Below are 13,580 nucleotides of genomic sequence, written 5' to 3' on the forward strand. Positions count from 1 at the left end.
TATCGCCGTCTCCCGGGAGAATCCATGGCTGTCCTGCGCCGCGTGCTGTGCCTCGTATTGTTGTGCTGCTGGTCGGGCGCGTGGGCGCAGACCACGGTGTCCGGATTCTCGCCCGAAGGGCAGGTGCGGCGCGTGCGCCAGGCCGTGGCGCGCTTTTCGCAGCCGATGGTGGCGTTCGGCGACCTGCGCGCGGACACGCCGTTCGACGTCGCCTGCGCGGTGCCGGGCAGCGGCCGCTGGGTCGATGCGCAGACGTGGAGCTACGACTTCGAGCGCGACCTGCCGGGCGCCACGAACTGCCGCTTCACGCTCAAGCCGGACGTGCGCGACCTGGCCGGCCAGCCGTTGGCCGGCAAGCGCGCATTCTCCGTCGGCACCGGCGGACCGGCCGTGCTGGCATCCCTGCCGCGCGAAGGCGCGGAAGGCATCGACGAGCAGCAGGCCTTCGTGCTGGCGCTGTCCGCGCCCGCGTCAAGCGACAGCATCCTGAAGCAGGCCTGGTGCCGCGCCGATGGCGTCAGCGAAAAGATCGCCGTGACCCTGTTGCAGGGCGAACAGCGAGTGCAGGCATTGCGCAACGACCGCTGGTTCGCGCAGCGGATCGTCGCCGGGGACAAGGGCGATGACGAGCCGGGCGCGTACACGGACGCGCGGCTGCGCGCGGACGACAAGGCCGGGCGCCTGGCCCGCCTCGTCGTGTTGCAGTGCCGGCGCCTGCTACCCGCGGACACGGAAGTGGCCCTCGTCTGGGGCGCGGGCGTCGCCGCGCCGAACGGCATCGCGACCGACAAGGACCAGACGCTCACGTTTACAACCCGCGCCGACTTCACGGCCCGTTTCAACTGCGAGAAGGTCAACGCGCGCTCCCAGTGCATCCCGTTCCAGCCCATGCGCGTGAACTTCAGCGCGAACGTAGCAGCGGCCGACGCCGCGAAGGTGTATCTGGAAGGACCCGGCGGCAGGCGCTGGCCGGCGCGCCTGGAGAAAGAAGGCGACCGGGTGCCGGACCTCGTCACCCGGGTCAGCGTGCCCGGTCCGTTCCCGGAACAGGCGCGCTTCACCCTGCACCTGCCCGCCGGCCTGCGCGACGATGCGGGCCGGCCCCTCGTCAACGCGGGCCGCTTCCCGCTCGCGGTGCGCACTGGCGAGCAGCCGCCGCTCGTGAAATTCGCGGCGCCGTTCGGCATCATCGAGGCGAACGGCGACCGCCTGCTGCCCGTCACGGTGCGCAATGTCGAGGCGCAGCTGGCCGGCCGCATGCACATGAACGGCACCGCCATGCGGCTGGACGCCAGCCGCGCGGCCGACGTGCTCGCGTGGATGCGCAAGGTGGCCGGCCCGCACGGCGGCCTGAATCCGGGGCAGCCGGAAGGGAATCGGTTGAAGGTGTCGATCTTCAAGGGCGCGCAGCCGGACGCGCTGCAGCGCTTCACCTTGCCGAAGCCGCACGGCCGGCGCGCGTTCGAAGTGATCGGCATCCCGCTGCGCCAGCCCGGCTTCTACGCCGTCGAGCTGGACAGCCCGCGCCTGGGCGCCGCGCTGAACGACGACCGGCGCACGGCTTATGTGCGCAGCGCGGCGCTCGTCACGAATATGGCGGCGCACTTCAAGCTGGGCGCGCAATCGTCGCTCGTGTGGGTGACGTCGCTCGACAAGGGCCAGCCGGTGGCGGGCGCGCGCGTGGAAGTGCGCGATTGCGGCGCGCGGCTGCTGTGGAGCGGCACCAGCGACGCCGCCGGCATCGCGCGCATCCGCCAGGCGCTGCCGCATGCCCGTTGCAAGGACGGCGACATCTATATCGTGACGGCCGCGCGCGGCGACGACTTCACGTTCACCTTGTCCGACTGGCAGCAGGGCATCGAGGCATGGCGCTTCAACCTGCCCACCGGCAGCCGCGACGAGGACAGCCGCATCGTCGCGACCGTGTTCGACCGGACCTTGCTGCGCGCCGGCGAGACCGTCCACATGAAGCACTTCCTGCGCCGCCGCACGCAACAGGGCTTTGCCTTCGTGCGTGCGAAAGACGCTGCGCCGACGGCGGTGCGCGACTGGCGCGCGCAGGAACTGGGCACCGACAAGACGGCGCTGCCCTCGCGCGGGTTTCTCGTCCACCAGGGCAGCGGCGAGAAGGTCGAATTCCCGCTGCGCTGGGATGCGAACGGCGGCGCCGAGAGCGAGTGGGCCATTCCCGCGGAAGCGAAGCTCGGCGTGTACGACGTGCTGATCGGCGGCCAGGTGGCGGGCGACTTCCGCGTCGAGCAATTCCGCGTGCCGACGATGAAGGCCAGGCTGGCGGGACCGGTGCAGCCCGCGGTGGCGCCGCAGGCCGTCGCGCTCGATGCGCAGGTGAGCTATCTGTCCGGCGGCCCGGCCGGTCTGGCGCCCGTCAAGCTGCGCAGCGTCGTGCAGGACACCGGCGTGCAGTTCGCGGCGTACGACGATTTCACGCTGGGCGCGGGCGACGTGCGCGAAGGCGTCGTCGATCAAGACGGTGGCGATGAAGAAGAGGCCGAGCCCGAAGGCACGCCGGGCCAGGACGTCGCACGCACGCAGTCGCTGCAGCTCGACCGCGCCGGCGGCGCGCGCATCGTCGTCGACAAGCTGCCGGCCATCGAGCGTCCGAAAAGCCTGCTGGCCGAACTGTCGTACCAGGACGCGAACGGCGAGACGCTGACGGTCTCCACGCGCGTGCCGCTGTGGCCCGCGGCGTACGTCGTCGGCATCAAGCCGGACGGCTGGCTGCTGCGCCGCGACGCGCTGACGTTCCAGGCGGTCGTGCTGGACGTCACGGGCAAGCCGGTGGCGAATGTGCCGGTGACGGTCGACTTCCTGAAGCGCACGACGTATTCGCACCGGCGCCGCCTGGTCGGCGGTTTCTATGCGTATGAGCACAGCAGCGAGATCAAGCGCGTGGGCGAGGCGTGCAGCGGCACGACGGACGCGCGCGGCCTGCTCGTGTGCGATGCGAAGGCGCCCGCCGACGGCGACTTGATCCTGCGGGCGCGCGCGCAAGACCCGCAACAGCGCGTGGCGGCCACGCATCGCGAAGTCTATGTCGCGGGCATTGATGAGCAGTGGTTCGCGAACGCGGACCACGACCGCATCGACCTGTTGCCGGCGCAAAAGCGCTACGAGCCGGGCGAACAGGCGCGCTTCCAGGTGCGCAGCCCGTTCCGCCGCGCGACCGTGCTCGTGACCGTCGAGCGCGAAGGCATCCTCGACACGTATGTGCGGCACTTGTCCGGGCGTGACCAGACGATCTCGATTCCCGTGAAGGCGAGCTATGCGCCGAACGTGTTCGTCTCGGCCCTCGTCGTGCGCGGACGCGTGGCGGGCGTGCAGCCGACGGCGCTCGTGGACCTCGGCAAGCCCGCCTATAAACTCGGGATCGCGCCCATCCGCGTGGGCTGGCGCGGCCACGAACTCAAGGTCGACGTCGCGGCCGACAAGCCCGTCTACAAGGTGCGCGAGCGGGCGCGGATATCGATTCGCGTGCGCGCGCCGGACGGCACGCACCCGGCGGCCGGCACGGAAGTCGCCGTGGCCGCCGTCGACGCCGGCCTGCTGGAGCTGATGCCGAATACGAGCTGGAACCTGCTCGAGACGATGATGCACGAACGCAGCCTGCAGGTGGAGACGTCGACGGCGCAGATGCAGGTCGTCGGCAAGCGCCACTTCGGCCGCAAGGCGTTCCCGCACGGCGGCGGCGGCGGACGCAGTGCCGGGCGCGAACTGTTCGAAACGCTGCTGCTGTGGAAGGGCAAGGTCGTCCTCGACGCGAACGGCGAAGCGCGCGTCGACGTGCCGCTGAACGATTCGCTCACGTCGTTCCGCGTGGTCGCCGTCGCCAGCAGCGGCGCGGGCCTGTTCGGCACGGGCGGCACGGACATCCGCACGTCGCAGGACCTGATGCTCCTCTCCGGCCTGCCGCCGCAGGTGCGCGAGGGCGACCGCCTGCGCGCGGGCTTCACCTTGCGCAACGCATCGGACCGCCGGCTCGCGGTGCGGCTGGAGGCCGGCGTGACGGCGGACGGCGGCAAGGTGCAGGCGCTGCCGCGTCAGGACGTCGCGTTGGCGCCGGGCGAATCGCGCGAAGTCGGCTGGGACTACACGGTGCCGGCCGGCGCGACGACGCTGGCATGGGATGTGGCCGCATCAAGTAATAACAGCAGCGACGGCGCGAGCGACCGCATGCGCGTCACGCAACAAGTGAATACCGCGGTGCCGGTCCGCACCCTGCAGGCGACGCTCGTGCAGATCGACGGCACGCAGACGATCCCCGTCGAGCGCCCGGCCGATGCGTTGCCGGGCCGCGGCGGCATCCGCACGACATTGCAGGCGCGCCTGGGTGGCGAGCTGCCGGGCGTGCGCGACTACATGGCCGCGTATCCGTACACATGCTTCGAGCAGCGCACGTCGCGCGCCGTGGCGCTGCAGGACACGGCGATGTGGGACAAGGTCGTCGCGACCTTGCCGTCCCACCTCGACGGCGATGGTCTCGTCAAGTATTTCGCGCCGATGGAGCAGGGGAGCGACGTGCTCACGGCCTATGTGCTGTCCGTGACGAACGAGGCCGGCTATCCGATCCCCGACGAGCTGCGCGGCCGCATGGAAGCGGGTCTCGCTGCGTTCGTGGAAGGGAAGATCGTGCGCGGCAGCGGCCGCGCGACGGGCGAGCTGGCCGTGCGCAAGCTGGCCGCGCTGGAAGCGCTGTCGCGCGGCGCGGACGTGCCGCCGGCCATGCTCGACTCGATCGACATCCAGCCTGACCTGTGGCCGACGTCCGCCGTCATCGACTGGTACCTGATCCTCAAGCGCACGGCGGCGCTGCCGCAGCGCGAGGCGCGCCTCGCCCAGGCCGGCCAGATCCTGCGCGCGCGCCTGAGCCTGCAGGGCACGACGCTGGGCTTTTCGACGGAGCGCGCCGACGGCTGGTGGTGGCTCATGACGTCCGCCGACGTCAACGCCAACCGCCTGCTGCTGGCGACGCTGGACGATCCGGCATGGAAGATCGACGCGGGCCGTCTCGCGCGCGGCACCCTCGGCCGCCAGCGGCACGGCCACTGGGACACGACGACGGCCAATGCGTGGGGCACCGTCGCGCTGAAGCGTTTTTCCGAAACCTACGAGCGCGAGCCGGTGACGGGCAATGCGAACCTCGTGCTGGCGGGGGCTCAGGATGCGAAAGGCGTCAGCTGGACCGGGCCGGTGCCGGCCACCGTGCTGCAAGCGTGGCCGCAGGGGCGCGGCACGCTGACGCTGCGCCAGCTCGGCGGCGGCAAGCCGTGGGCGACGGTCCAGAGCCTGGCCGCCGTGCCGCTCACGGCGCCGCTGTCGTCCGGCTACCGCATCGCGCGCACCGTTACGCCGGTGGAGCAGAAGGTCAAGGGCGCGTGGTCGCGGGGCGACGTCTACCGCGTCCACCTCGACATCGATGCGCAGTCCGACATGACGTGGGTCGTCGTCGACGACCCGATCCCGGCCGGCGCCAGCGTGCTTGGGTCGAGCCTCGGCCGCGATTCGCAGATCGCGACGTCCGCCGAACGCCGCACCGGCTGGGCGTGGCCCGCGTTCGAGGAGCGCACGCATGCGGGCTACCGCGCGTACTACGAGTGGCTGCCCAAAGGCCGCTTCACCGTCGAGTACACGGTGCGCCTGAACAACGAGGGCCGCTTCTCGCTGCCGCCCACGCGCGTGGAAGCCATGTACGCGCCGGAGATGTTCGGCGAGCTGCCGAATACGGGCGTGACGGTGCAGTGATGAAAGCGTGGCGGGTGGGGGTTCTCCTGCTGTTCGCGCTGCCGGCGCACGCCGTCGTGCCGACGCCGCAGGATGTGAAAGCCGCGTGGCGCTCGTCCGAGACGACGTTGCTGGGCCGCCACGGCGAGACGATCGCCACGGTCCGCGTGGACATGAAGGCGCGGCGCCTGCCGTGGGTGGCGCTGGAGGACATTTCGCCCACGCTCGGCCGCGCCGTGCTGCAGGCCGAGGACCAGCGCTTCATGGAGCACGGCGGCATCGACTTCCAGGCCGTCGGCAAGGCCGCGTGGGACAACCTGTTCGGCCTGCGCCGCACGCGCGGCGCGTCCACGATCACGATGCAGCTGGCGGGCCTGCTGGACCCGAGACTGGCGCCGCGCTCAACGGGCCGCACGTGGGCGCGCAAGTGGGACCAGGCGCTCGCGGCGCGCGAACTGGAAGCCGGCTGGAACAAGCGCCAGATCCTCGAAGCGTATCTGAACCTGGCCAGCTATCGCGGCGAGCTGCAAGGCATCGGCGCGGCCGCGCGCGGCCTGTTCGGCAAGGCGCCGTCCGGACTGGATGCGGGCGAGGCCGCGATCCTCGCGAGCCTCCTGCGTGCGCCGACGGCGCCCGCGCGGGCAGTCGCGCGCCGCGCATGCGCGCTCGCGCGCGAGCTCGATCCGCGTGCCGATTGCGCGGACATCGAGTGGGAAGTCGACGCCGCTTTCGCCCGGACTGCGGCACCGGACACGGCGACGTCGCTCGCGCGGCGCTTGGGCGGCGGACCGGGCAGCGTCGTGCGCAGCACGCTCGACGCGGGCCTGCAGCGCTTCGCCACCGCCACGCTGCGCCGCCGCCTGGCCGAGCTGGCCGAACGCAATGTGAGCGACGGCGCCCTGATCGTCATCGACAATGCCAGCGGCGAGGTGCTGGCGTACGTCGCGAACGATGGCGCCGGCGAAGTGGATGGCGTGACGGCGCTGCGCCAGGCCGGGTCCACGTTGAAACCGTTCCTGTACGAGCTGGCGCTGGAACGGGGCCAGTTGACGGCTGCGTCGCTGCTGGACGATACGCCCGTCGACATCCCGACCGTCGGCGGCCTGTACGTGCCGCAGAACTACGACCACCAGTACCGCATTGCTGCCAGCGTGCGCACGAGTCTTGCCGGTTCGCTTAACGTGCCTGCCGTGCGCACGCTGATGCTGGCCGGGCTCGAGCGCTTCCACGAGCGCCTGCGCGCCGTCGGCATCACGAGCCTGACCGAGGCGCCCGAATTCTACGGCTGGTCGCTGGCGCTCGGCTCGGGCGACGTCAGCCTGCTGGAACTGGCCAACGCCTACCGCACGCTGGCCAACGGCGGCCTGCAGGATGGCGTGACGTTCGTGCCGCGCGCGCCAGCGCCCAAGCGGCGCGTGCTGGATGCGCGCGCCACGTTCATCGTGGCCGACATCCTGTCCGACCGCGCCGCGCGCAGCACGACGTTCGGCCTCGTCAGCGACCTCGCGACGGGCTTCTGGAGCGCAGTGAAAACGGGCACCAGCAAGGACATGCGCGACAACTGGTGCGTGGGGTTCTCGGACCGCTACACGGTCGGCGTGTGGGTCGGGAATTTCGACGGCCGCTCGATGTGGGACGTATCCGGCGTGGCCGGCGCGGCGCCCGTGTGGCGCGACGTGATGGATTACCTGCACCGCGACCGTCCTGGCAAGCCGCCCGCCGCGCCGCCGGGTGTCGTGCGCCAGACCGTGAAGTTCGTGCCGGCCGTGGAACCGGAGCGCAGCGAATGGTTCGTGCGCGGCACGGAGACGTCCGTCGTCGCCATGCTGCCCCCCGGCAGGCGCGCGCCGCGCATCGTCTATCCGGCCGCGGACAGCATCATCGCGCTCGACCCGGACATCCCGGCGCCGCTGCAGCGCGTGAGCTTCCGTGCCTACGGCGGCGCGGGCTTGCGTTGGGAACTGGATGGCGCAGGTGCCGGCCCGGCCGACCAGGCCGCGACGTGGTCGCCGCTGCCCGGCGAGCACGAACTGAAACTGGTGGGAGAGGATGGCCGGGCGGTCGCCGCCGCCCGGTTCGAGGTGCGCGGCGCAGCGGCGCCCGGTCAGGTCGCTTCGAGTTTTTCGACGAGCAGCGGCGGATCGCCGGACACGTCGAGCTGGAGCGGCGTGAACAGGGGAGAATCGGAGCGGTAGGGCACGCGACCCGACGGCACGTGGCGCGCCGCCGGGTCGAGGTGCAGGTCCTGGTCGTCGAAGAACAGGTGGGCGCGGAACGCCTTGACGACCTTCGCCTTGGGCACGCCGCCCAGGAAGAAGAACTCGTTCACGTACACGCCCCAGTGGCGCAAGGTGTTGATGACCCGCATCTCGGCCGGCGCGCTGCGCGCCGTGACGATGGCGATGCGCACGGGCGACACGTCCGCGCCGAACGGCAGCCTCTCCTGCAGGCGCGCGAGCTTGCGCAGCAGGACCGCGTAGGGGCCGTCCTGCATCGGTTCCTGCTGCTTTTCGTCCTCGATCGTGTGGAAGCGGCCGAGGCCCTCGGTCTTGTACACGAGTTCACTGGAATCGTCGAACAGCACGGCGTCGCCGTCGAAGGCGATGCGGACCTGATCGTCGGGCGGCGCTTCGCCCGCGTGCGGCGGCGGCTTCAGGATCGCGGCGGCGCACGCCTGCGCATCGATCACGCGCTGGGCATCTTCGACATTCGTGGTCAGGAACAGGTCGACGGCGAACGCGTCCAGGTAATCGACGACGGACTGGCCGCCCGTGAACGCGTGACGCGAGATCGGCAAGCCGCGCGAACGGATGTTGTTGAAGACGCGCACGCCGGTCTCCGGGCTGTTGCGCGACATGACGACCACCTCGACGAGCGGCTTCATCTCGGATTGGGCGTAGCGGTTCAGGCCGAGCAGGGCGCGCACGAGGGCCATGCCGGTGCCGTCGCGCAGCGGTTCGTTTTCGCGCTCGAGCATGTAGGTGCGGTATTCCTCCAGCGCGCTCTGGGGATTCTTGACGTATCTGGCTTTGTAGACGGCGTCGGCTTCCGCCAGGTCGAACAGGGCGGTGGCGGAGATGCCGACCACGAGGGTATCGGAAAGGTCGAGGGGCATGGGGGCGGATTCCTTGGTGGCAGGGACGGGGCAGTTCCATCCGGAAATTATCGTGTGCGATGCCAAGGGATGGTTGAGGTCCGACAAGCCGTGAAGGGGCACTGAGCCGGCACAACCCCGTCATGCGATTCGGGTAGCACCATGGCGGCATGACGTCCCCGACTGACCAACTGACGTGCTCCGCCCCTGTCGCCCGCCTGCGCGAGATCCGCGGTCTCGTCCATGCGAACAACCGCTCCTGCCTGCCGGACGAGCTCATCGTCTGCCAGATCTACATGGAATCGCGCTTCGACAAATGCGCCCAGCCCGCGGGCAGCAGCGCGCGCGGCCTGATGCAGTTGCTGAAAGTGGCCAACCGCGAACTGTTCCGGCTCGACAACCTGTGCAAGCCACCGGACCAGCGCTGCGCCGAGCCGGCGCTGTATGCCGAAGCGGATGCGTTCCACGCCAGCCCGGCCTTCATCGACGAAGCGACGAACATCCGGATGGGCACACGCTATCTGCAAGCGTTGATCGACAAGGCCCGGCGCGAGAAACGGGCCGATCCTGTCGCCCAAGCCTATATGGATTATCGCGGCGTACGGAATGGCATCTATTACCGCAAGATCGCGGCGGCGGCGGAACGGCTCACACGCAATCCGGACGACATCGAGGCGCTCTATGCGATGACGGCGTGATCGGGCACGCAAAACAAAAAAGGCGTCACGATCACTCGTAACGCCTTGCTTTGCTACTGCTGAATTCTGGTAGGCCGTGCTGGGCTCGAACCAGCGACCAACGGATTAAAAGTCCGCTGCTCTACCAACTGAGCTAACGACCCGAAAGAAGCAAGATTATAGGGGCGATCTGCGGTCGTGTCAAACGGGTTACTTCAGCGCCGCCAGCCTGTCCTTGGCCGCCTGCGCCGCTGCCGAGTCGGGGAATTTCGACACGAGTTGCTGCAAGGCCTTCTTGGCGTTCTTTTGTCTTTCAGTTCGGTGTAGCTGGACGCGATGTTGAGCATGGCGTCCGGGGCCTTGGCGCTGGTGCCGTAGTTGGTGACGACGGCTTCCTGGGCGACGATCGCGTTCTTGTAGTCGCGCTGGGCGTAGTAGGCGTTGCCGAGCCAGTATTGGGCATTGGCGGCATAGGCCGAGTCGGGGAAGCGGCGGACGAATTCCTGCAGCGCGCCGGCGGCGGCCTTGTAGTCGCCCGATTTGAACAGCTCCATCGCGGCGTCGTAGGTTTTCTTTTCGGACGGCAGGACTTCGGCAGTCTGGCCGTCGATGGTTTCCTGGCGCGGCTCCAGTTTCTTGATGCGGGCGTCGAGGTCGGCGTACAGGTCCTTCTGGTTCTTCTGGGCGTTGGCGATCTCGTTGGCGAGGACCTCGACCTGGCCGCGCAGGCGCGAGATTTCCTGCATGGTCTGCTCGTGCTGGTTCAGCATGTCGACGCCGATCGATTTGTCGGCCTTGGTGTCGAGGCGGGCGTTGATGTCTTGTGCCAGGGCGGCGACCTTCGCGCGCAGGTCCAGGATCGCTTTGCGGGCTTCATCGTCGTCGAGCAGGCCTGCGTTCGCCTGCAGGGGCAGCCAGGCAGTCAGGGCGAGGGCGGCGGCCGCGAGGCGGAACTGGGACAGTTTGATCATCTTTGACTCTTTCTAAACCAAATTAACGGGAACCTCGAAAAACCGTTGCGAGCGGCCGCAATGTCGTCCGAGAAGCGCAGCTGTACGAAGAGTACAGCCGGTCCGCCGTGGCGGAGCATCGCAGGGCTCGCCGTCCGCGACGGCAATGCAACGCGCAGCAGGCTTTCCGGCGTTTCCGGGGAATCCAAATGGAAACGGGGCGGGATGCAGTCTGCACCGCATCCCACCCCGCTGTCAATGTACTGTCCTAGACAGCGGCGACAGCGTCTCGATTATTGATAGACGATGTCGGCGCGGCGGTTTTCAGCCCAGGCAGCTTCGTCGTGGCCGGTGGCCTTCGGCTTTTCCTTGCCCAGCGAGACAGCTTCCATCTGGTTGTCCGACACGCCCAGGGCGGCCATTGCCTTGCGCACGGCTTCGGCGCGCTTCTGGCCCAGGGCCAGGTTGTATTCGGTGCCGCCGCGCTCGTCGGTGTTACCTTGGATCAGGACTTTACGCTGCTTGTTCTTGGTCAGGTAAGCCGAGTGGTTTTCGACGACCGGCTTGCCGTCGTCGCGCACGACGTAGCTGTCGAAGTCGAAGTACACGCTGCGGTTCGCCAGGACGCCTTTCGGGTCGTTCAGCGGATCGACATTGCCGGTCTCGACCGGACGGATTTCACGGTTGTCGACCGGCGGGGTGGCCTGGGCGACCGGCTTTTCTTCAACTTTCGGGGCTTCCTGCAGCTTGGTCGACGAGCATGCCGACAGCAGGGCGGCGGCAGCCACGATGAACGCTACACTTTTTGCATTACGCATGGTTTTTCTCCTGGTCAAAAAATTTTACTTCATAAACGGGCCCCAGCTGGGCTCCCGAATGTTTCCCGCCTGAGTGCTCAAGCGTTGCTTGACGCGCCCATCGACCGACACCACGGCCAGCGCGGTACGACCGCCACCCTTGGTTGCATACATGATGTATTTGCCGTTCGGCGAAAAACTCGGTTCGGTGGCCCCATCGGCCAAGCGTTGTTCCTGGCCGGAAGCCAGGTCCATCGCATACAGAGAAAAACCCCCATCGCGTTGCGAAATCCACGCCAGCGTCTTGCCGTCCGGGGATAAACGAGGGCTGATATTGTAGTTACCGTTGAACGTGACACGGGTTGCCTGCCCGCCGTTCACGTTCATCTTGTAGATTTGCGGACCGCCGCTGCGGTCGCTGGTGAAATAAATGGTCTGGCCATCGGCCGCGAAGCGCGGTTCGGTGTCGATGCCATTGCTGTTCGACACGCGGCGCAGGCCGCTGCCGTCGGCGTTGACGACCCAGATCTGGGTATTGCCGGTCTTCGACAGCGCAAGGGCCAGCTTGGTGCCGTCCGGCGACCAGGCCGGCGCCGAATTGTTACCCTTTTCATTGGCGATGACGGTGCGCTGACCCGTCACCAGGTTCTGCACGTAGATCACGGGCTTGCGCAGTTCGAACGACACGTAGGCGACCTTGGTGCCGTCCGGCGACCACGCCGGCGAGATGATCGGCTCGCGGCCGTGGGCGGCGACCTGTTCGTTTTCGCCGTCCGAATCCGCCACGACGAGCTTGTAGTCGTGTGCGGCCGGGTCCTGCTTCACGTACGTGATGCGGGTCGAGAAAATGCCGCGCACACCGGTCAGTTTTTCGTAGACGTCGTCGGCGATGCGGTGGCCTTCCAGGCGCGTATTGCGCGCGGTGACGGCATCCGACAGTTGCGACAACTGCGACTGCTTGACGGTGTCGAGCAGTTTATAGCGCACCTGGAAACGGCCGTCCGCGAGCCGCTGCACGGAGCCCACGACGAGCGCGTCCGCACCGCTGGCCTTGAACGCGGCCAGGTCGACGTTGGCGGTGTCGGAAATGGCCTGGCGCGCGTCGATGACCTTGAAGACGCCGCTGCGCTCGAGGTCGGCGCGGACGATCGCGGAGACTTGTTCGGGCGCCACCGATTCATCGGCAAACGCCGCGACCGCGACCGGAATCTGGTTGCTGCCCACGCCGGCGATTTCGACTTTCAGCTGGGCATGTGCGGCCACGCCCATCAGGAGGGAGGCCGAAAACAGCAGGGTATGTAGTTTCTTCATGTTTCTCTCAGCAATGGTTAAGGTCGGAACGCGATCATTGCAGATCCTTCATATGGAACTCGATCACGAGGGAACGCTCTACCGTACCATCTTTCTTCTTGGGCAGTGGGGACGATTTGGTGATGCCTTTTTCGACCGCGTCGTCGAACGAAGGCACGCCGCTGCTCTTGATCTTCTTGACCGAAATGATCTCGCCCGTCGGCAGCTGTTCGACGCGGAAGGTGGCCGTCGGATTGCCCGGTTCGTCGAGGCTGCCCGCGTACGACGTATTGCCTTTCACCTTGGCCGTGATGGCCGCGGTATAGCCTTTGTCGATGCGCGGCGCCGTCGATTTCTCGGCCGATCCCGTACTGGTCGGATTGCCGGCCGCGCCGGTGATGCGGCGCATTTCCTCGGCGCGGGCGGCGTCGAGTTTCTTCTGTTCGGCGGCGGCCTTTTTCTTCTTCTCGGCTTCCTCTTTCTTTTTCTTTTCCGCTTCTTCTTTTTTCTTCTGCTCGGCTTCTTTCTTTTCCGCGTCGGCCTTGGCCTTCTTCTCTTCGAGTTCGCGTGCTTTCTTCTCGGCCAGCGCCTTCGCTTTCTTTTCCTCGATACGCTTCTGCTCCGCGAGCTCGCGCTCTTCCTCGAGCTGCTTGCGTTTCAGTTCTTCCTTGCGTTTTTTCTCGCGTTCGAGGGCGATGTCCGGTTGCTTCGGCTGCGGCTGTTCGACGGCGGGCGGCGGCTCCACGGCTTTCGGCGTGGGCTGGGGCGGCGGCGTTTCCGGTTCCGGCTCCGGTGCGGGCGTAGGCGGAGGGGGCGGCGGGGCGGCGGTCTGCGTCCGCACGTCCCAGATTTCCGCCTCGACGGCGACCGGGGCGTTGTTCTGCCAGCTGATGCCGATCCACAGGAAGGCCAGCAACAGGGCGTGTACGCCCACCGCCAGGCCGATGGCCGGCCAGCGGTTCGGCTCAGGCGGCACGCGGTAGGGCGCGCCGTTGCCGATGCTGTTCTGCTTCGTTGCTGACATCAGTTCTTC

General features: G+C 68.0%; 8 protein-coding genes and 1 tRNA gene. 3 read left to right on the forward strand and 6 right to left on the reverse strand.

The genetic code is table 11. The features are described 5' to 3' along the window. The first annotated feature begins 24 nt into the window (after nt 1–24). Nucleotides 25–5,760 carry an alpha-2-macroglobulin family protein gene (locus BVG12_RS28815; protein WP_075795399.1) on the forward strand — a complete coding sequence of 1,912 codons (5,736 nt, stop codon included), beginning with the start codon at nt 25–27 and terminating at the stop codon, nt 5,758–5,760. Then, nucleotides 5,760–7,934 (forward strand): penicillin-binding protein 1C, encoded by a 2,175-nt coding sequence (gene pbpC / locus BVG12_RS28820; protein WP_075795400.1) that lies wholly within the window; start codon nt 5,760–5,762, stop codon nt 7,932–7,934. The genes BVG12_RS28815 and pbpC overlap by 1 nt, the downstream gene beginning before the upstream one ends. Here pbpC and BVG12_RS28825 read toward each other — a convergent pair. Next, nucleotides 7,844–8,854: a 5'-nucleotidase gene (locus tag BVG12_RS28825; protein ID WP_075795401.1), complete on the reverse strand. Its 1,011-nt coding sequence runs from the start codon at nt 8,852–8,854 to the stop codon at nt 7,844–7,846. The genes pbpC and BVG12_RS28825 overlap by 91 nt on opposite strands. A 149-nt stretch (nt 8,855–9,003) precedes the next feature. On the opposite strand from BVG12_RS28825, the gene BVG12_RS28830 reads away from it, so the two are divergent. After that, nucleotides 9,004–9,531: a lysozyme family protein gene (locus tag BVG12_RS28830; RefSeq protein WP_075795402.1), complete on the forward strand. Its 528-nt coding sequence runs from the start codon at nt 9,004–9,006 to the stop codon at nt 9,529–9,531. 67 nt (nt 9,532–9,598) lie between these two features. Here the strand turns inward: BVG12_RS28830 and BVG12_RS28835 are convergent. From BVG12_RS28835 to tolA, 5 genes are all read right to left on the reverse strand, one after another. Continuing rightward, nucleotides 9,599–9,674: transfer RNA gene (locus BVG12_RS28835), tRNA-Lys, on the reverse strand. A gap of 51 nt (nt 9,675–9,725) precedes the next feature. Further along, nucleotides 9,726–10,481, reverse strand: coding sequence for a tol-pal system protein YbgF (ybgF, locus tag BVG12_RS28840; protein ID WP_307189093.1), 756 nt, complete (start codon nt 10,479–10,481; stop codon nt 9,726–9,728). A 272-nt stretch (nt 10,482–10,753) separates the two neighbouring features. Next, nucleotides 10,754–11,278, reverse strand: a complete 525-nt coding sequence (gene pal, locus BVG12_RS28845; protein ID WP_075795403.1) for a peptidoglycan-associated lipoprotein Pal — start codon at nt 11,276–11,278, stop codon at nt 10,754–10,756. Nucleotides 11,279–11,302: 24 nt separating this feature from the next. After that, on the reverse strand, nt 11,303–12,568 hold the full coding sequence (gene tolB / locus BVG12_RS28850; protein ID WP_075795404.1) for a Tol-Pal system beta propeller repeat protein TolB: 1,266 nt from the start codon (nt 12,566–12,568) through the stop codon (nt 11,303–11,305). A gap of 34 nt (nt 12,569–12,602) precedes the next feature. After that, nucleotides 12,603–13,571: a cell envelope integrity protein TolA gene (gene tolA, locus BVG12_RS28855; RefSeq protein WP_075795405.1), complete on the reverse strand. Its 969-nt coding sequence runs from the start codon at nt 13,569–13,571 to the stop codon at nt 12,603–12,605. Nucleotides 13,572–13,580: the final 9 nt, after the last annotated feature.

This window comes from Massilia putida (assembly GCF_001941825.1).
Lineage (GTDB): Bacteria > Pseudomonadota > Gammaproteobacteria > Burkholderiales > Burkholderiaceae_D > Telluria > Telluria putida.

What these genes read in the sequence shown, in the direction of transcription:
- BVG12_RS28815 (WP_075795399.1), top strand. Translation starts at nt 25, where the DNA reads ATGGCTGTCCTGCGCCGCGTGCTGTGCCTCGTATTGTTGTGCTGCTGG.
- pbpC (WP_075795400.1), top strand. Translation starts at nt 5,760, where the DNA reads ATGAAAGCGTGGCGGGTGGGGGTTCTCCTGCTGTTCGCGCTGCCGGCG.
- BVG12_RS28825 (WP_075795401.1), bottom strand. Translation starts at nt 8,854, where the DNA reads ATGCCCCTCGACCTTTCCGATACCCTCGTGGTCGGCATCTCCGCCACC.
- BVG12_RS28830 (WP_075795402.1), top strand. Translation starts at nt 9,004, where the DNA reads ATGACGTCCCCGACTGACCAACTGACGTGCTCCGCCCCTGTCGCCCGC.
- ybgF (WP_307189093.1), bottom strand. Translation starts at nt 10,481, where the DNA reads ATGATCAAACTGTCCCAGTTCCGCCTCGCGGCCGCCGCCCTCGCCCTG.
- pal (WP_075795403.1), bottom strand. Translation starts at nt 11,278, where the DNA reads ATGCGTAATGCAAAAAGTGTAGCGTTCATCGTGGCTGCCGCCGCCCTG.
- tolB (WP_075795404.1), bottom strand. Translation starts at nt 12,568, where the DNA reads ATGAAGAAACTACATACCCTGCTGTTTTCGGCCTCCCTCCTGATGGGC.
- tolA (WP_075795405.1), bottom strand. Translation starts at nt 13,571, where the DNA reads ATGTCAGCAACGAAGCAGAACAGCATCGGCAACGGCGCGCCCTACCGC.